This window comes from Chryseobacterium sp. 'Rf worker isolate 10' (assembly GCF_050753305.1).
Classification (GTDB): Bacteria; Bacteroidota; Bacteroidia; order Flavobacteriales; family Weeksellaceae; genus Chryseobacterium.
On record NZ_JBOZOF010000006.1, the window covers coordinates 81790 to 101136 of the forward strand.

A 19347-nucleotide genomic window follows, 5' to 3' on the forward strand; every position below is an offset into this window, starting at 1 on the left:
TAAAAATAAAGAATGAAAAAAATCTTTGTAGTATCATTCATATCAGTTGGATATTTTCTTAATGCACAGAGTTTAAGCAACTCTCCTTATGCAACTTATGGAATTGGGGATGTGAAATATGATAATACGATCGAGACTACTTCTATGGGAGGTATATCAACTGCTTTTATAAGTGATTTTACCAGTAGTTTCAATTTTGCCAACCCAGCAAATAACGCCAATTTTGAACTTACGAGTATCAGATTGGAAGCTACCAATGAAAACAATTATTTCAAATCGAACTATAACGATATGAAATCTACAAAGCATTCTACGTATCTTTCCGGTATTTCATTGGCTTTTCCATTATCTTCTAAAGTGAAAATGGGAATCTCTTATCAGCCATACAGTTCTAAAAGCTACGATATCGTAACTGAACAGCTTGCTGCAGATAAGACTCCTCTTTATAGAAATAACTTTAAAGGAAGCGGAACTTTGAACACCGCACAGGTAGCTGTTTCTTATAAAATCAATCAGGAACTTTCTGTGGGAGCAAGAGCTAACCTTTATTTTGGTGATCTTAGTGACCTTAACGAATTCCGTGCTTATAATGCTGCCACTGGTACTTATGCCGGTGAATACGTTAACGGTTATCAGACTAAGAACAGAATCAGAAACTTTAATTTTACGCTTGGTACAAGCTATCAGACTTTAAATACACGTACTGATAAGAAATTTACAGTAGGTGCTACTGCTACTTTTGGTAATACCAGTAATATGACTACTGAGTACATCAACAGTACATACAGATATTCTGATGCTCAGGAAACCACTAAGGTTGACAAATCAGAAACCATCATAGATCAGCAGAACACGAAGTCTAAAAACCTTCTTCCATTCCAGGCATCCGTAGGGGTGGGTTATGGAAGTGAAAACCATTGGTTCTTTTCCGGACAGGTAGACTATAAAAAAGGGGAAGATATCTCTTATTTTGGTAAAACTTTCGATTTCCAGGATACCTACAGAATCTCTGCCGGTGGATGGTACCTTCCTAACTATAACAACTTCAGAAATTACTTCTCGAGGGTGATCTACAGATATGGAGCTTTCTATGAAAGAGGAAATCTTAAACTGGAAGGAACAAGCATCAATAAGTTCGGTATTTCAGCCGGAGTAATGCTTCCATTCAAAAACAGCAGTATCACAAGAATGAGTGGTCTTGAAATAGGACTGGAAGTTGGAAAAAGAGGAACTCTTCAAAACAACCTGATCAACCAGAATTTCGTCAACCTGAAAATCGGCTTCAACTTTGCTGATAAGTGGTTCAGAAAGACTCTTTATAACTAGAATGAATTTTTCAGAAAAAATATCATATAAAAATATAGCATGCCTTTTTAGTTGTGCTATATTTTTTATATTGACATCCTGTGAAGAGGATCTTACCAAAAGAAACGGCAGTCAGAGTAAAAACTTCCCTTCACAGATCATTAACAACGCCAATATTATACAGCGTGATTCCGGCTTTGTCACTCTAAAGGCCAAAGCACCCATCATTGAAAAGTATGAACTGATAGACAGTCCGTATGTAGTTGCCAGAAAAGGAATTGACATTGAGTTTTTCGACAAAAAAAAACCTAAAGTTCCCGGAAGAATTACTGCTAAGTACGCCCGTATTTTTGAATATAAAAAATTCTACGAAGCCAAAGGTGATGTAAGAATAAAGACCAATGAAGGACAGAGGTTCGCTATGCAGAGTATCTACTGGGATCAGAAAAAGAACAGAATCTATACAAAAGATACCGTATATGTAACCATGGAAGACGGCTCTACACTGGTAGGAGCCAATGGAATGACAGCAAAAGACGATTTTTCAGAATATACGTTCTATAACAACTCAGGAGATTTCAGTTCAAAAAGAATTTCTGAAAGTAAAAAATAATTCCAACAATAATAATGAAAGCTCTGGCTATTGGACTGATGTCCGGGACAAGTCTGGACGGTTTGGATATCTGCCTTGCTGAATTTGAAAAAAAGGACAAATGGACCTTTCAAATTCTGAAAGCAGAGACCCTTCCCTATTCTGAAGATTGGGAAAACAAACTTAGAAACTCTATTTATCTTTCTGCTGAAGAGTTATTGGAACTCCATTCTGATTACGGTTTTCATCTTGGCCAGCAGGTTAGAGAATTCATCCAAAAGCATCAGCTTGAAAATATCAGCCTTGTTGCCTCTCATGGCCATACGGTTTTTCATCAGCCTAAGAAAAAATTTACCCTTCAGATTGGTGATGGAAGAGCTATCAAACTGGAAACCGGGTTACCGGTCATTTATGATTTCAGAAGTCAGGATGTTCTGATGAATGGAAATGGAGCTCCGTTGGTTCCAATAGGTGATCAATTGCTTTTTTCAGAGTACAGCGCTTGCCTAAACCTTGGCGGATTTTCCAATATTTCCTTACAGTCTGCTAGCAAAAGGATTGCTTTTGATATAGCACCGGTTAATATTGTTTTGAATTACTTAGCCCAGCAGCTCCATAAAAGTTATGATGAAAACGGAGAACTTGCTGAAAAAGGCAGAATAAATGAAGCTTTGCTGCATCAACTTAATGCACTGGATTTTTATCAGCATTCACATCCAAAATCTTTGGGAATAGAATGGTGTAATGAATACATATTCCCTGTGCTTGAAAATATAGAGACTTTAGATGCTCTGGCAACTTTTACAGAGCATGCTGCCCAGCAGATCGCTAATGTCATTAATGAATATCATATACAAGACATTCTTATCACCGGTGGTGGTGCTTACAACTCTTTTTTAATTGAAAAAATAAGATCAAAGACAAAATCTGAAGTCATTATTCCTGAAAAGGAAATCATTAATTATAAAGAAGCCCTGATCTTTGCTTTTATGGGTGTTCTTAGAATGAATAATGAGATCAATGTTCTTTCTTCTGCAACTGGAAGCTCTTATGATCACTCTTCGGGAGTCATAGCATAAAAATCATTATTATATCAGAATAAAAAAAACCTTCAAATTGAAGGTTTTTTTATTATTTATAGGCCTCGATTTTATCGGTAAGCGTATTGATAAAGTTCTGTAGTGGCTTTTCTACCATCATTTTGATGAACGGGTTGAATTTCCCTTCAAATAACATCTGAACTTCAGTCTGGTTATCATTGATTGGGTTTAAAGTTGCCGTTAATGAGAAATCCAAACTAGAGCTTGCAGATTTTAAAATAGCTTTGTGGTCATCCACTTCATCTATTTTTAATGCGATTTCCGGCATCCCCTGTAATCCAAATTTAAATCCGTTGTCTCTGGTTTCAAATTTCTGAAGACCGTCCGGCATAAAATCCTTGTAGTTCTCAGGGGATTTTAGCAGCTCGCTAAGTTCCTTAGATGATTTATTGACAATAATCTTTCGTCCTTCTAAATTCATTTCTTATTTTTTATAATTAAATTCTTAACTCTTACAAATGTATAAAGTTTTTGTACATAAATACTTCAAACCGATACTCAATATTTTATTTACTACATAATTTTCCGGTCATGACATCTCATAAATTCTGAAGGATACCACCATCCGGTAATCAAATGAAAAATAATACGTATCTATTTATCACCATAACAAAATTATAAAAAAATTCTACAAAGACATCCATTAAAGCATACTTTTGAAATATAATCTTAAGGCCGTAAATCCATTTATCAAAAGCTTTTGAAAACATTTGCCGGGCCGTACATATTTAAAACATAATAAAAGAAAATTCTCGTTCCCGGTTCGGGAATAAATACATAAATAAGCCTCCATTTAATGGTAAGTTTTTACGACAATTTTATATATTTGTGAGTGATTGTAGTAAAAAACAGTAAAAACAACAATTTTTATTGCTCTGAAAAACAATAAATCACTGATAATCAATGCTAAAAATCTAAATATAAAAGATGTATAAAGTTTTTGTGAACGAAAAAAAGCTATTAGTGTCTAAACATCCTGAAAATCTTGAAAAAGAGCTTAGGTATGAAGGCTTCACGACTTTAGAAATAGCATTAGATCTTCTGGAAAATACCTCTGTGCAGGAACTTAATGTGTACGGAGAAAATTTGGATGAAATCTGGCAGGAGTTTCAAAAACTTTTCAGAATTATAGAAGCAGCCGGAGGCCTGGTGAATAATCCTGAGGGTAAAATCCTTTTTATCAAAAGACTTGGTAAATGGGATCTCCCAAAAGGAAAGATGGAAAAAGGAGAATCCAGAGAAGAGTCTGCAGTACGTGAAATAGAAGAAGAAACAGGCTTGAGTGACGTTGAGCTCGTAACATTCATTAATACCACTTACCATATTTACGTTGAAAGAAATGGTGAGAAAATTTTAAAATGCACCCATTGGTTTGAAATGAACTTCGATGGAGAAGATACTTCCAAACCGCAAATAGAAGAAGGAATTACAGAAGTGGCCTGGAAAAATACGTCAGAAGTTGAGAATGAAGTTTTCCCAAGCACTTTCAAAAATATTAAACTGATCGTAAAAGAATTCCGGGACTTAAAGAAATAAGTGATAGGCCATGAAGCTGGAAGAGTGAAGCCGGAAGTTATTATCCGGCAATCTACTTCATTCGGTGATCATATGAAAATTTGTAAAGTTGAATAAAATAGAACAACTCTTCGCTTGTCGTAGGCAACTTCCCTCTCCCAGCCTCCAGCTTCCTTACTCTAAATAAAATCGATCACTTTCTCCAGAGCAATTCCTCTGGATCCTTTCAACAATATGTTTTCGGATTGAATTTTATCCTGTTGTAAGTATTCTATTAATGCTGCCGTATTTTCAAAAGCAAGATCTGAAGAATTCACTGCTTTAAAATGCTTTCCAACAGTAATAATCTCATTGAAATGAAGCTCCTGAGCCAGTTGTAGGATGTTTTGATGCTCTTTTTCGCTTTCATCTCCCAATTCCAGCATATCTCCGATAATAATAGTTTTAGAGCCTTCAAAACTGATGAAATTATTCAATGAAGCCATCATAGAGCTTGGGTTGGCATTGTACGTATCCAGAACCAAAGTTCTCCCTTCTTTTTTCACAACCTGAGATCTCATATTGGTAGGTGTATACAGCTCCAAAGCATGTTTTATTTTTTCAAAACTGATTCCGAAATGAAGTCCCAGGCTTGCCGCTGCACAAAGATTTGTAAAATTATATTCTCCTGTCAGTTTTGAAACAGCCTTTACACCCTGATAAGTCAACCCTACAAAATGTTCTTCTGAAAAAGATTCAAAATTGTAATCTGATGTATCTTTTCCAAAAGTAACCTTAGGTGAATAGTTTTCAGTTTTTTCAATCTGAATAGGATCATTTTCATTAACAACAATGGTTCTATGATTGTTTTTAAGATAAGTATACAACTCAGACTTACCTTTAATCACTCCTTCGAAACCTCCAAAGCCTTCCAAATGAGCTTTCCCAAAATTGGTAATATATCCGAAATCAGGCTGAGAAATCATACATAAAAATTCTATTTCTTTCTGATGATTGGCTCCCATTTCAATCACAGCCATTTCGTGTTCCGGTTTAATAGAAAGAATGGTCAAAGGAACTCCGATATGATTATTCAGGTTCCCAAATGTGTACTGAACATTAAATTTTTCTGAGAGAACAGCATGGATCAATTCTTTTGTGGTGGTCTTTCCATTACTTCCCGTAAGTCCTATAAAAGGAATGGTGAGTTTGCTTCTGTGATAAAGAGACAGCTGCTGCAAAAACTCAAGGGTAGACGGAACATAGAAAATATTTTTATCTCTATTTTCAAATTCCGGAAGTTCAACAATTACAGCCAAGGCTCCATCATCAATGGCTTTTTCCGCTAAGGTAGCGGCGTTGAAATTCTCACCGGAAAAGGCAAAGAAAATATCATTTTCTGCTATTTTTCTGCTATCAATGGTCACTTTTGCAGCCTGCAGAAATAAAGGATAAAACTGTTCTATATTCATGTGGAAATATATATATTTTTTTTAAAAGAAGTCACATGCAATCGGCCAAATCCATACGAGTGTTTTAGCCTTTTTAGCCCAAGCGATTTCATAGGTCAAAAATAAAAAAACCTTCCGAAAGTTCGGAAGGTTTTTTATAAGTATTTTTTGATAAATATTATCTTCTAGTTCTACTCTTATCGTTAGTTCTGGCATCCTGTGCAACACGGAATCCTACCCAACCATAAGCTCTGTTTTGATTTTTATATCTTCTTTGTCCCGGATCCAGCCAGTAAGCTGTATCCTGCCAAGAACCACCTTTAACAACTCTAACTTCGTTAGAAATTCCTGAAGTTCTATCTTTGGTATCCTTCTGTAATTTCACTCTACCTGTTCCGTCTACAACGAAGCTTGTTTTAGGAGCGTTATACATATCGAATCCAGAAGCAGAATCAGAAGCTCTGTAATATTCTAAAGAAGATTGTCTGTCACCGTCTCTGTAGTTTCTGTAGTCAGCGATAGTCTGTCTTTCGAATTGTCCAGGAAGTCCTTTGTAAACTAATCTTCCGTCAGCCAAAGTATCATATTTGATAGTACCTTCGTCGATCATTTTGTAAGTACCGTCTCCGTTTCTTACGATCGCCTGAGGCATATTTCCTCTATAATAGTTGAAATCGTTGTAATCTTCGTCAATGATTGGTCTGTAAACATCGGCAGTCCATTCTGCAACGTTACCATACATACCATAAACACCAAGATCATTAGATGGATATTGTCTTACATCAGAAGTCTGTGCAGAACCATCATTTTTCCATCCAGCGATACCAGAATAGTCACCTTTACCCATTTTGAAGTTTTCAAGGAACATTCCTCTGTCTCTTCCTTTAGTACCTCTTAATCTTTCGATTTCAGGTTTTTTACCTAAGTATTGGTTGTATTCTCTGGTTTTAGCCATACCAAGAGCTGCATATTCCCATTCTACTTCAGTAGGAAGTCTGAACTTCTGTACCATTGCAGAATTCGGAGCTCTGTTAGCTGCAAGCAATCTCTGGTTTGTAGTTTTCATACCAGTTTTTTGCTGCATTCTTTTCTCATTAATATATCCTTGCATTTCCGGATCATTCGATTTGAATTTATCCATGTTGAATGCAGTTCCTCCTTGGTTGTTGGATTCGTTGATATACAAATCTTTAGCAATAATACCAGCCTGCATCAAAGCTTTTTCATTTGCTCTGTCTGACAGCCATTCACAGTATCTGTTTGCCTGAGTCCAGGAAACGCCTACAACCGGATAGTAATCGAATTCCGGAGAACGCAGATACGTTTCGTTATAATCGTTTCTTGCTAATTTGTTGTCCCATAATAAGGTATCCGGCAAAGCACCGTTATAGATCTCCTTAAAACTAGGGTCACTTGGTGGAAATACATACTTCAACCATGTAAGGTATTCACGGTATTCGTAGTTAGTAATTTCTGTTTCTCCGATAAAGAATGAACTTACCTGCATTCTGCGAGGCGTGTTATTCCAATCGTGCATAACATCATCTTTCACTAATCCCATTGTAAAAGTTCCACCTTCTACATATACCATTCCAGGCCACCCCTTCTGCTTTTGTTGCTTTCCTGCAAAAAACCAACCTTGTTTTTCGTTTGGTTTCCAACCCGTTTTACTGACAAATTTTTTGGTACCGCCACCTTTGCTGGTTCCCGATCCGCCACAGCTGGTTAATGCAAGTGTAGAACTTAATGCTATTAATGAAAACAACTTTAGTTTTTTCATAGTCGATATAAATATTTTCAAAGTACAAAGAAAAAATAAATTATTCAATAAATCAAGTAAACATTTGATTTTTTTGAAAAACGTTAACAAATTAATTTTATTGTATCACAATTTAATTCTAAAATTTTCATTTATTTTGTAATTTAGCAATTTCAATAGTAAACATGAGACGAAAAATTACGCTTTTATCTTTAATCGCTTTTGCATCAACACTTTACGCCCAGAGAAACACCATAGAATGGAATGGTTCTAAAATCCAGGATTTTGGTGACACAAAATTAAATCTTCCCAATTTCAAAAATGAAGGTTTTTCTTTCAGCCAAAATAATGTTTTTATAATAACCAAGCAAAAAATCGGAGAAAAGCAACTGAAAATTTCAGATCTTGTCTGGGAAAATGTTTCCAATCAAGATTTATTCGAACTGGATAAAGGCAGACTTCCGGATTATGACGTGGCAGATGTTTCCTATTATAATTTAGAGGGTGATACCTATGCCAGCATTAGTATTGCTTTATTTAAAAATGTAAAAGGCCGTGTTCAGAGGTTATCTTCATTTAATGTTACAGAAGCGGCTTCATTTGTAAATACTACAGGAACTGTTAATAAGATAGGTACTACTGCCAATCCGTTATCAAGTGGAAATTTCTACAAAATAAAGGTAGATAAGTCCGGTATGTTCAAAATCACATCACAGTTTTTAAAAGATAACGGAATCAATCCGGGTTCTGTAAATCCTAAAAATTTCAGGATATATGGAAACGGAGGCGTAATGCTTCCTGAATTCAATCAGGATGGAAGATATGGTGCTTTACAGGAAAATTCCATTCAGGTAGTTGGTGAAGATGACGGTGTATGGAATGACAATGACTACGCTCTTTTCTATGCCCAGGGGCCAGATGGCTATAATCTGTATGACACTTCCAACGGGAATGGTTTTAAAAGAAAGGATACCCGATTCAGCGAAAGAAGCAATAACGTCAAAAATATCTATGAAGATTTCTCATATTACTATATCAACTTTGATAAAGGTGCCGGAAAAAGAGTTCCTACAGTTGACGGAAACCTTCCTGCCCAGCTGATTACAAGATATGACAATTACCAGGTGATCAACAAAGATCAGAAAAACCTGTTGAAAGTAGGCCGAACATGGGTAGAGGACACTCCTTTTACTAATGAAAAAACAATAACGCTTACCACCAATTCACCTATCCAGGCGAATGATGTAGTACGATACAGAACACAAGTGGTAGGTTATAAAGCACAACAGAATACCATTGATTTTAAGATCAATAATTTAACTCCAAATCCACAGCAAACCATTCCTAATGATACGTCAACCTATCAGTATAACTTCTACCCTGTAACCTTTACAGGTACTCTTACTAATCTTACGGGGAATCAGATTACAATGGTTTTGAATCCTGATATTTCTAAAAACCCTAACGGAACATTCTATTTTGATTATGTAGAAGTTCAGTACAAGGAAAATCTTGCTTTCAACGGTTCGCAGATGAACTTCAGGGATTATTCTATTGTAAGCGGCAGTAATACAGACTATGGTTTCAGTATCAGCAATGCAGCTAATATAGAGCAGGTATGGGATGTAACAGATATCACCAATGCAAGCAGAAGAGTGAATAAAGCCGGAGCAGGCTCATTCAACTTTGCCTATACAGCAGCTGATCAGAATTTCAATAATGAATTTGTAGCCTTCCGTGCGGATGCTGCTTTCAGTCCTCAGTTTGTAGGAAGAATTTCCAATCAGAATCTTTCTGCAATACAAAATATTGATTACCTGATACTTACCGTGCCTGAAATGATGGGCCAGGCACAAAGAATAGCCAACTATCATCAGACCAATCATAATTATAAGGTAGAGATTGTAGACATTAATAAGATCTATGAAGAATATGGCAGCGGAAGTAAAGATCTGACTGCGATAAGAGATTTCGTCAGCAAGCTCAATACTCCTCTTGGAAGACTTCAGTATGTATTTATTCTGGGGGATGCTTCTTTTGATTACAAGAACAGAGTTCCGAATAATTCAAACGTTGTTTCCAGCTACCAGAGTGAGCAGTCTTCAGATTATGTATCATCATTTGTAACGGATGATTATATTGTAATGACCAAGCCGCAGACAACATTATTAATTGAAAATAACCTTCCTGATCTGCCGGTAGGAAGAATTCCGGCTGCCAATGTAAGTGAAGCCGGAGATATGATCAATAAAACGCTGGCTTATTATAATTCTCTTCAGGGGCAATCGAGCCCGTTTGGAGACTGGCGTATGCGACTTGACTTCGTAGTGGATGATAATAATGAAGGAGGAAGCCCTTTCCACAATGTAATGAACACTTCTCTGGCCAATATATTTGAACAACCTGGTCAGACTGAACTGAAAGAATACAACGTTAAAAAATTATACATGGATGCTTTTACCGCTCAGAGTACATCTGGAGGGAGAAGATATCCACAAGTGAATCAGGCTATTTCCAATGCTATCGGAAACAGTCTATATCTGTTCTATTTCGGACATGGAGGAATCAATGGCTGGGCACAGGAAAGAGTATTGACAAGTACTGAGGTTCAGAATGCCAATAACTTCTCCAATGTATACAGCAGATTCCCGTTTGTATCCACGATCACCTGTGAATTTACATTATGGGATGAGCCTTCAACCAACTCTGTAGGAGAACAGTTTATCAAAATGAAACAAGGAGGTGCATCAACCATGATTACTTCCAGCCGTGCTATTGGAGTAGATTACGGACGTGATTTTACCAATACACTTACTCAGAATATATTTAAGCTAACCAACGATGATTTTAATTCATTAGGAAACGCTCATCTAATTGCAAAAAAACAAAAAGGTCCGAATAATAACCATTTAAAGGTAAACTTTCTGGGTGACCCTGCTATGAAACTGAGCAGACCACAAAGACTTCTTACTATTGATAATATTGAAACTCCGGTTCCGGGACTGATAAGAGGTTTGGATTTCGTAAAGATAAAAGGACACATCAATAATCCAAATGGAACACTGAACAACACCTTCAACGGAAGAGTAAGCATCAATATTTTTGATAAGAGATTAAACAAGAAAACATTAAATAACAGTGGCGCTTTATCTCCGGTATTAGACTATACTGAGGAAGGGAGTGCTATTGTAAAAGCTGCAGGAACTGCTGTAAATGGAGTATTCACTGCTGAATTCTATGTTCCTAAAGATATCAACTATGCCGTTGGCCAGGGAAGAATTTTAGCTTATGCAGACAATAAGGCAACAGATGTTTTCAATAATCAGGCTGTACAGGTAGGCGATATCAACCCTAACGGAATTAATGATAACCAGCCTCCAAAAGTAAAACTGTATATGAATAACACCAACTTTGCAGATGGTGGAATTACCAATCAGAATCCTATGCTTCTTGCCTGTCTTACCGATGACACAGGTATTAACTCAACAGGATCCGGAGTAGGTCACGATATTACAGTATATCTGGACGGGCAAATTATTAATACCGTTGTTTTAAATGACTATTATGCACCGGGAGAAGGAAACGGATGTTTAAATCCAAGCCTTGCAGACTTCCAAAAAGGAAATGTAACTTATCCTTTCAGAAATCTGGCAGTGGGTCAACATCAATTATCATTTAAAGTTTGGGACATAAACAATAATTCTACATCTGCTACGTTAAACTTTGAAGTTAAGGATGAATCTGACCAGCACCTGACAATTAATCGTCCGCTGAACTGGCCAAATCCATTTACGAATAAAACTTATATTCAGTTTGAACACAATTGTGATGATATTCTGGATGTGAACGTACAAATTTATACAATAACCGGAAGATTGGTAAGAACTTTATCACAACCGGTGGTAGCAGAACCGTTCCTACAGGGCTTTAGAACCCCTCGTCAGGCAATAGAATGGGACGGAAGAGATGATTTTGGTGCTACAGTAGCAAAAGGTACGTATATTTTTAAGATATTTGCAAAAAGTCAAAATCAAGAAAAATGCAAAGGAAGTGCTACAGCTGTAGAAAAAATGGTACTTTTGAAATAATTAAATAATACATAGACAATAATATTAACAAAAAACTGATAATATATAAAAGACAACATATGAATTTAACTACTAAACTGCTTTTAGGATTTGGTTTGAGTGCTGGTTTTTTAGGCTATTCGCAAGATTTAGGTAAAGTAAACCCAGTTCTTACCGGAGCTCCTTTCCTAAGAATTGCACCTGACGCAAGATCGGGAGGTATGGGAGACCAAGGGGTGGTAACCTCTCCGGATGCATTTTCACAATTCTGGAATGCGGCTAAATATCCTTTCAGCAGGACAAGTTCTTCCGTAGGTCTTAACTATACGCCGTACATGGGAAAACTTACCAATGATGTATTCTTATTATATGCTTCGTTCCATAAGTTCCTGGGGCAGGAAGAAAGATCTACAATCTCTGCAAGTATCTATTATTTCAACATGGGACAGGTGGATCTGACTCAGCTGGTAGGTACAGAAATTGCATCAATGGGTACATCAAAACCAAACGAATTCTCTATTGACGTTGCCTATGCTTTGAAGCTTTCTGATTCATTCTCTGGTGCTGTTACCGGTAGATTCATCCGTTCAGATTTAGCCGGAGGATTCAACACAGATACGACTCTTAAAGCTGCTAACAGTTTCGCTGTAGACGTTTCAGGATACTATACCTCTCCAAGATTCTCCAGTATTGGTGGATATGATGGTAAGATTAATGCTGGTTTGGCTATTCAGAACTTAGGTCCGAAACTGGATTATACAGGAAATGAAGAATCAAGATCTTATCTTCCTACTATGGCAAGATTAGGGGTTGGATATGACATGTACCTGGATGATATGAACAGAGTTGGAATTTCTGTAGAAGGTTCAAAACTTTTGGTTCCAGGATCTGAATATGCAGGAATAGACCCTAATACAAGACAGCCTATTTATCAGATTCCGAACGTAGGGCCAATGGCTGGTATCGGAAAATCTTTCAAAAATAAAAACAGTATCATGTATAGTGGTGCTCTGGAATATTCATATGACAATGCTTTTTCTGTAAGAGGAGGTTACTTCCATGAAAGTGAAGAGCAGGGAGCAAGACAGTTTGCAACAGCCGGTATTGGTTTAAAATACCGTTCTTTCGGACTGGATCTTTCTTACCTGATCAATATGTCTAAAATCAACAGTGCATTGGATAACACACTTCGTTTCGGTCTTACCTGGAACATCGGAGAAGAAACATCTAATAACGATCGTTAAAAAAAGCAACAACTATATAAAAAAGCCTCATCACTGTATGAGGCTTTTTTGTATTGAATGGTCAATTCGCTGCGCTTGTCAATTTTTGAAAATCACAAAAATTCACCATTCACTTTGCGAAGCAAAAATTCACTATTGACCTTTAAATAGTGCAATGGTATAATCAAGGAGTTTTCCATTGCCATATTCCCCATGTCCGGGAACTACAATTTTTATGTTAGGATATTCTTTTTTAACTTTCTCAGCAGTATTTGACCAGGCAGAAACATTTGCATCTCCCAAATAACCCTTACCTGCATCAAGTTCTTTCAATAAACAGCCTCCAAACAGGATATTTTCGCTTGGAAAATACCCCACAGTATTATCTTTAGTATGTCCTTCCCCGAAAAATTTTGCAATGACATCTTTATCCCCTACTTTTAAAACAACAAAATCATTAAAACTGTTTTCAGGTACAACGAAATTATTTTCTTTGGCCAGTTCTATTGTTTTCACATATGAATAGGACGGAATATTATGTTGATGAAAAGCCATCAATCCGCCCAAACTATCATCATGAAAATGTGTCGGAATAACTGCATTGATTTTTGCATGAAGTTTTTTATTGATCCATTCTATCAACTCTTCCGAACTTTTATCATTCGTAGGGGTATCAAAAACAATCGCTTCATTATTGTCTTTTACGATCAATCCGTTGCAGGGTACATTTCCGAAGCCATCTGTCTGCTTAAACGAAGTATGAATAAAAGAATTCTCCGAAATCTGGGTAATAATCAGGTCTTTTGATTTATAAATTTCCTTTGCTTTAAAATGATCTTTATTCCGCGAGCTGCAGCTCAGCATCATAAAAGAAAATAAAATGACGAAAATATTTTTAATTATGATTTTCATGAGCCTATAGTTTAAGAATTAGGATAAGCTAAAGTAAGAATTTGTAGAACATATTTACCCGCGAAAATATTTAAAAAGAATAACCTGCCGTTAATCCGCTTTATCTGTAAATTTATTTTAAACAGGACAGCAGCTCACTTTACAGGAAATATAATATTAAGTTTATAAAAGTCTCTTTTTTATGGCGATTTTCTTAAATTCAATAGCTATTTTTGTAATATGAACTATTCGGCGGAGCTAAAAAAATTTGTAACCAGTCAGTATGTATATTCTGCCATCAGAATTACATTAGCTACTGTTCTGCCTTGTTTAGTCCTTGCCCACTTTGGAATTTTGAAGGAATATTTCCTTTTTCCATTGGGAACCAGCTTTGTAGCACTTACAGATCAACCCGGCCCTTTTATCAGAAGAAGAAATGCCCTTACTTTTGCCATCTGCTGTTTTGTATTTGTAGCGCTCATTGCAAGCCTTGTCATGAATTTTAAAGTATTGGTTCTCGCGGAGATTATTGTCTTCGGGATGTTCTTCTCCCTGATTGGGGTTTACGGTCAGAGATTAGCAGCTGTAGGTTCGCTATCACTTGTTGTACTCGCCATCTTTATTGACGGTCACCTTACAGGAAGTAATATATTTAAAAGTTTACTGATTTTTGCCTGTGGATGCATATGGTTCCTTCTCATCTTCCTTATTGTGACGACTATTCGTCCTTATAAACTGGCAAGCCAGATGATTGGGGAAAATTACCTTCAGCTCGCTGAATTTTTAAAGATTAAAGCCAATTATTATCAGAAGAATCCGGATTTTAACAAACTGACCACTCAGGTTATTGCAAAGCAGATTGGAATAAAAAACCTGCAGGAAGACACCAGAGAAACGGTTTTTAAAACGAGAACCATCGTAAACGAATCTACCACAACCAGTCGTTTACTAATGTTGATGTTCCTGAATTCCATGGATCTTCATGAAAAGTTAATGACCTCTGAAAGCGATTATCAAAAATTGCAGCAAAGCTTTGAGGACAGCATGATTCTGGTCAACATTCATGATTATCTCAATCTTTTGGCAGAAGAGATCACCAATATAGGGATTGCCCTTCAAAGCGGTACCCGGGCAAAGCCTATGGCCAATCTGGATGTGGAATTAAAGAATCTTAATTACAATTATTTCGAACTCAGAAACAAGCAGCTTTCTTCAGACAATCTGGAAAACTTCATGATCCTGCGTCAGATCCTGATGCGTATCTATGAGATTACCAAAGAAATCAATGAGATCTATAAAGTATTTTCACAAAACATCAAACTGGCAAAGAGTTTATCTACGGGATTAGATTTGAAAAAATTTATGCCTAATGAGCCTAAACTTAATGCAAAGGTTTTAAGAAATAATATTTCATTATCCTCTTCCCATTTCCGCCATGCGATAAGAATTACAACAGCTTTGCTCTTGGGGTATGTTTTCTCGATGTTTGATTTTCTGGGATTGGGACATACATATTGGATATTAATTACCATTACAGCCATCTTAAAACCGGCCTACTCTATCACAAAACAGAGAAACCTTCTCCGGCTCTATGGAACCATTGCAGGAGCAAGTATTGCTTATGGCATTCTGCATTTTGTACACATTAACGGAGTTTTATTTGCAATCCTGCTGATCAGTATGATTATGTGTTTCAGCTTTTTGAAAGGACGGTATTTTTGGGCGGTATTGTTCATGACGATCTATGTTTTCCTCAGTTTTAATTTTTTAAATCCGGGGAAAGTCAATATCATTTTTAAAGACAGAATCTTTGATACCGCTATTGCCGGAATCATTGCTTTTGCAGTTTCTTATATTGTACTGCCGGTTTGGGAACATACCCAAAATCTGGATCTGATGAAGAAATCTGCTGCAGACAACCTCATCTATTTTCAAAGTGTAATTTCTAAATTCTTACAGGGAAATTTCGATCTTGAAGATTATAAGGTAAAACGAAAAAATGCTATTATTTCGTTGGCTAATCTTTCCGATAATTTCCAGAGAATGATTTCCGATCCTAAAAACCAGCAGAAAAAACTGGAAGTTGTTCATCAGTTTGTAGCAACATCCCATTTGATTACTGCTTATACTGCTTCCTTATCTCAATACTCAAAAAGTAATGAGCAATATCCTGAGATAGATGCTGAAAGCTGGAGCAGAAAAATTGAAGCAGAAATGCAGCAAACTTCTGCGCTTCTCAACGGAAATGACATCAACGAAACATTGAAAATGGAAAGCCGTCTTGAACCAGAAGATTCTTCTATTGAAGATATGCTTTTAAAAAGAAAAACCGAGATTGAGGAAAATGACATTGTTGACCGAAGAGACCCTGATAAAGTATCCCACTTAACGGAACTTAAAAACATCCACGATATCCTGGAACTGATCTATGATGTAGCCAAAGAACAGAGAAAAGTGATCGAAAAATACAAAAACGAAACAGAGCCTACTCCTCCACAATCGTAAAGCAGTAATCGTCGAAAAATTCTACTCTGGCTTTGAATTCATCAGAGAATTGTTCATCGTATACGCGGCAGCTTATCTTATGAAGGTGCTTCAGCTCAAAAGGCTTCACTTCATAATTTTTCTTTAAAGACCAGTATTTGGAGTGATGAATTTTGTACATGCTTTCTTTTACACTCCATATAATAGTATAAAAAGTGTCTGCTTTGTCTTCAGGAATGAATCCACGCTCGTTTTCATAAGTGAATTTATCAATTACCCTTAAGATTTTAGGGTTGAACTTTTCTACGTCTATTCCTATTTTATTTTTAGAAATAGCAATGGCAGCAAAAGGAAAAGAATGTGTAATAGAGATTTCCGCATCGTTGGGTGAAAGAAAAGGTTCTCTTTCTTTATATAAAATTTTAGAATCCGGCTTTAATCCTTTCAGGAGCTTGCGAACCATAAGGACTTCCAATAGTTTTTTAGGATGATAATCTTTCACCTTCTCAGCATTTTCCTGTTCCAGAAGTTGGTTGATATCAAGTTCTTCACTTTCATCGTATTTCCACACTAGGATCGTGGCATTATCATCTGAAAAATCTCTGTAAAGGGGCATTCTTTTTTTATTCGATAAAATTAGTGAAAAGAAGTGAGAGAAGAAAATCATTGAGAATCGAGGGGGTCAGCATCGGAGTACACGGATATTATAAGTATCTGGGAAAACAGCAAATAGCTTAAATAAAAAAGATCTCTCCACGATTAAAAGTGGTAAATTTGTTACGATCATAAAAGTATAACATTGGAAAAAATTGCAGTTATTGGAGGACTTGGTACATTGGCGGGAGGTGACTTGTTTTTTAAGTTATTAAAGCATCAAAAGGTGCTAAAGAACCAATTACATTATCATTTTGTTTTTGAGCAGCAACCTTACAGCCAGATTAACCTGCCTTTATACCATGAGGAAGATATTAAGTCCAGGAAATTTTACACCTATAATCTATGTCAGAACTTTGAAACTCAGTCTGTGACAAAAGTTCTACTCCCGTGCTTTTCCAGTCACTCATTTTTAGAAGAGTTGCAGAAAGAAGTTTCTATCCCTATCGTTAATATTTTTGAGGCACTGAAAAACTATGTTAATCTACACTTTAAAACAGGAATAAAAATTGGAGTATTAACTTCTGATTTTGTGAAAGAAAACAAAATACTCAATAAATATCTCCCCGATTACGAACTGGTATTTCCGTCAGATCAACAAAAACTGATGGAAGCTATTTATGGAGATCAAGGAATTAAAAACGGACATTTTGACGGGCTTTCTTTAGAGTACATCTATAAAGCCTGTACAGAACTCTATGATAAAGGCTGCAACATTATTCTGCCAGGAATCACAGAACTTTCCCTGGTTGTGGAACAGTTATGGAAACGAGGGATACTTATTCTTGATGTAAACCAAATCTATGCTGATTATGCATTGGAATATGATAGCGATATTACAGCTAAACAATTCAAACTTGGAATATTGGGTGGTGTAAGTCCTTCAGCTACGGTAGACTTCATGAACAAGATTATAAGAAATACACCTGCAAAAAAAGATCAGGATCATATTAAAATGGTAGTTGAACAAAATCCTCAGATTCCGGATAGAACAGCTCACCTGATTCATCACGAAAAGGATCCCAGTATAGCCATGTTTTCTACCTGCAAACGTCTGGAAGCTGAAGGGGCAGATGCTATAGCTATCCCCTGCAATACAGCCCACGCATTTGTAGAAGAGATTCAGAAATATTTAAATATTCCAGTGATCAACATGCTGACGACAACTGCTGAATATATCGGTGTAAATTTTGGGCAATCTGTAAAGGTAGGGTTATTAGCAACCAGTGGAACCATCGAAAGTAAAGTATATCATGACATCCTCGAAAAATCCGGTTTTGAATTGATCATTCCCGATAAAGAACATCAAGCCTACGTCATGGAAACCATTTATGGTAAATATGGAGTAAAAGCAGGATTTATTGATGGTGTTTGTAGAGAATATCTTATGAATGCAGCTGAATACATGATCAGCAATGGAGCTGATGTAATCATATTAGGTTGTACGGAGCTGCCTCTCATTTTTCCTACAGAGACAGAAATAATTAAAAATAAAAAAAATATTCCTTTGATTGATCCCACTTTAATTCTTGCTAAGAAAATCGTCACAATTGCAAAAGCATAGAATTCTTACGAAGTTATAAAGAACAGCTGTAATTGTAGCTGCAACTGTTCTTTATAGATTTGAGCAGCTTATAAAACACTCAATATTTCTTTATTTAGACTGATGATTCGCATCATTTCTGTGTTCTACAATTTCCAGATTGGCATCTACAAAATAAGCACTTCCGAATCCGTTTACATAAGATCCTTTTACAGGCTGTAATGCAATTAAAATAAAATCACCCATTTCAGAAATTACATCCACTACTTTACCGTGAGCTTCTTTAAGTTGAGTCACTACAGTATTCCACACTTCGGAGTCTCTTTCAATCTGTGAAGCTGCAGCTTCAATAGTAAGACGTTCGCGGGCATAGATCTGTTTGGTAGCTGATTCATCTTCTATAAACATGATTGATGTTTTTCTTCCGTCAGCAAGATTTTTAGTATGTTTTGCCATGAAAGATACCAGAATATAAAAGGTCTGATCTATCTGTACAAAAGGTGCATAGCTGGAATTTGGATTTCCCTCAGCGTCTACAGTAGCCAGAATCATACTTTTTGAAGCATTGATGAGCTCCTGTACTTTTGGAGCAACTGGTTTGATTTTCTTTTCTGTATGAGAATGATTCATAATATATTTTTTTACGAGTTAAAATTAATTATTTATATTAAGACTAAATAATATTAAATCATGTTTAATCTCATAAAACTGAACTTGATCTGCCGTTTTTATATCTTAATTATTAATCGTAATTTTGCCTTTCGTTATCAATTGAATTTAAAAA

Annotated in this window: 14 protein-coding genes; 8 read left to right on the forward strand and 6 right to left on the reverse strand. The window is 36.2% G+C overall.

All coding sequences use genetic code 11. The features are described 5' to 3' along the window. Positions 1–12: 12 nt before the first annotated feature. The 3 genes from LKL37_RS21405 to LKL37_RS21415 are packed head-to-tail and all read left to right on the forward strand — an operon-like array spanning position 13 to position 2976. Positions 13–1326 (forward strand): hypothetical protein, encoded by a 1314-nt coding sequence (locus LKL37_RS21405; RefSeq protein WP_431612434.1) that lies wholly within the window; start codon positions 13–15, stop codon positions 1324–1326. A 1-nt stretch (position 1327) separates the two neighbouring features. Then, positions 1328–1918, forward strand: a complete 591-nt coding sequence (gene lptC / locus LKL37_RS21410) for an LPS export ABC transporter periplasmic protein LptC (protein ID WP_431612435.1) — start codon at positions 1328–1330, stop codon at positions 1916–1918. Positions 1919–1932: 14 nt separating this feature from the next. Next, entirely contained in the window at positions 1933–2976 is a 1044-nt protein-coding gene (locus LKL37_RS21415; protein WP_431612436.1) for an anhydro-N-acetylmuramic acid kinase, read from the forward strand. A gap of 52 nt (positions 2977–3028) precedes the next feature. Here the strand turns inward: LKL37_RS21415 and LKL37_RS21420 are convergent, their stop codons facing one another. Continuing rightward, positions 3029–3418 carry an orotate phosphoribosyltransferase gene (locus tag LKL37_RS21420; protein ID WP_105703311.1) on the reverse strand — a complete coding sequence of 130 codons (390 nt, stop codon included), beginning with the start codon at positions 3416–3418 and terminating at the stop codon, positions 3029–3031. 506 nt (positions 3419–3924) lie between these two features. Here LKL37_RS21420 and LKL37_RS21425 point away from each other — a divergent pair. Further along, positions 3925–4533 carry an NUDIX hydrolase gene (locus LKL37_RS21425; RefSeq protein ID WP_431612437.1) on the forward strand — a complete coding sequence of 203 codons (609 nt, stop codon included), beginning with the start codon at positions 3925–3927 and terminating at the stop codon, positions 4531–4533. 158 nt (positions 4534–4691) lie between these two features. On the opposite strand, the gene LKL37_RS21430 is transcribed toward LKL37_RS21425, so the two are convergent. Next, entirely contained in the window at positions 4692–5963 is a 1272-nt protein-coding gene (locus LKL37_RS21430; protein ID WP_431612438.1) for a UDP-N-acetylmuramoyl-tripeptide--D-alanyl-D-alanine ligase, read from the reverse strand. A 157-nt stretch (positions 5964–6120) separates the two neighbouring features. Next, positions 6121–7722: a gliding motility lipoprotein GldJ gene (gene gldJ / locus LKL37_RS21435; protein ID WP_431612439.1), complete on the reverse strand. Its 1602-nt coding sequence runs from the start codon at positions 7720–7722 to the stop codon at positions 6121–6123. Between the two features lie 164 nt (positions 7723–7886). Here gldJ and porU point away from each other — a divergent pair, with 164 nt between their 5' ends. Together porU and porV are read left to right on the forward strand one after the other, a co-directional pair. Beyond that, entirely contained in the window at positions 7887–11789 is a 3903-nt protein-coding gene (gene porU, locus LKL37_RS21440; protein ID WP_431612440.1) for a type IX secretion system sortase PorU, read from the forward strand. A gap of 59 nt (positions 11790–11848) precedes the next feature. Further along, positions 11849–13012 carry a type IX secretion system outer membrane channel protein PorV gene (gene porV, locus LKL37_RS21445; protein ID WP_431612441.1) on the forward strand — a complete coding sequence of 388 codons (1164 nt, stop codon included), beginning with the start codon at positions 11849–11851 and terminating at the stop codon, positions 13010–13012. Between the two features lie 132 nt (positions 13013–13144). On the opposite strand, the gene blaCHM is transcribed toward porV, so the two are convergent. Beyond that, entirely contained in the window at positions 13145–13903 is a 759-nt protein-coding gene (gene blaCHM, locus LKL37_RS21450; protein ID WP_431612442.1) for a CHM family subclass B1 metallo-beta-lactamase, read from the reverse strand. Positions 13904–14122: 219 nt separating this feature from the next. Here blaCHM and LKL37_RS21455 point away from each other — a divergent pair, with 219 nt between their 5' ends. Further along, positions 14123–16387 carry an FUSC family membrane protein gene (locus LKL37_RS21455; protein WP_431612443.1) on the forward strand — a complete coding sequence of 755 codons (2265 nt, stop codon included), beginning with the start codon at positions 14123–14125 and terminating at the stop codon, positions 16385–16387. Here the strand turns inward: LKL37_RS21455 and LKL37_RS21460 are convergent. Continuing rightward, positions 16368–16982: a 4'-phosphopantetheinyl transferase superfamily protein gene (locus tag LKL37_RS21460; protein WP_431612444.1), complete on the reverse strand. Its 615-nt coding sequence runs from the start codon at positions 16980–16982 to the stop codon at positions 16368–16370. The two genes, LKL37_RS21455 and LKL37_RS21460, sit on opposite strands and share 20 nt — an antisense overlap. A 183-nt stretch (positions 16983–17165) precedes the next feature. Here LKL37_RS21460 and LKL37_RS21465 point away from each other — a divergent pair, with 183 nt between their 5' ends. Continuing rightward, on the forward strand, positions 17166–18584 hold the full coding sequence (locus LKL37_RS21465; protein ID WP_431612445.1) for an aspartate/glutamate racemase family protein: 1419 nt from the start codon (positions 17166–17168) through the stop codon (positions 18582–18584). 90 nt (positions 18585–18674) lie between these two features. Here the strand turns inward: LKL37_RS21465 and LKL37_RS21470 are convergent, their stop codons facing one another. Then, positions 18675–19193, reverse strand: coding sequence for a pyridoxamine 5'-phosphate oxidase family protein (locus LKL37_RS21470; RefSeq protein WP_431612446.1), 519 nt, complete (start codon positions 19191–19193; stop codon positions 18675–18677). Positions 19194–19347: the final 154 nt, after the last annotated feature.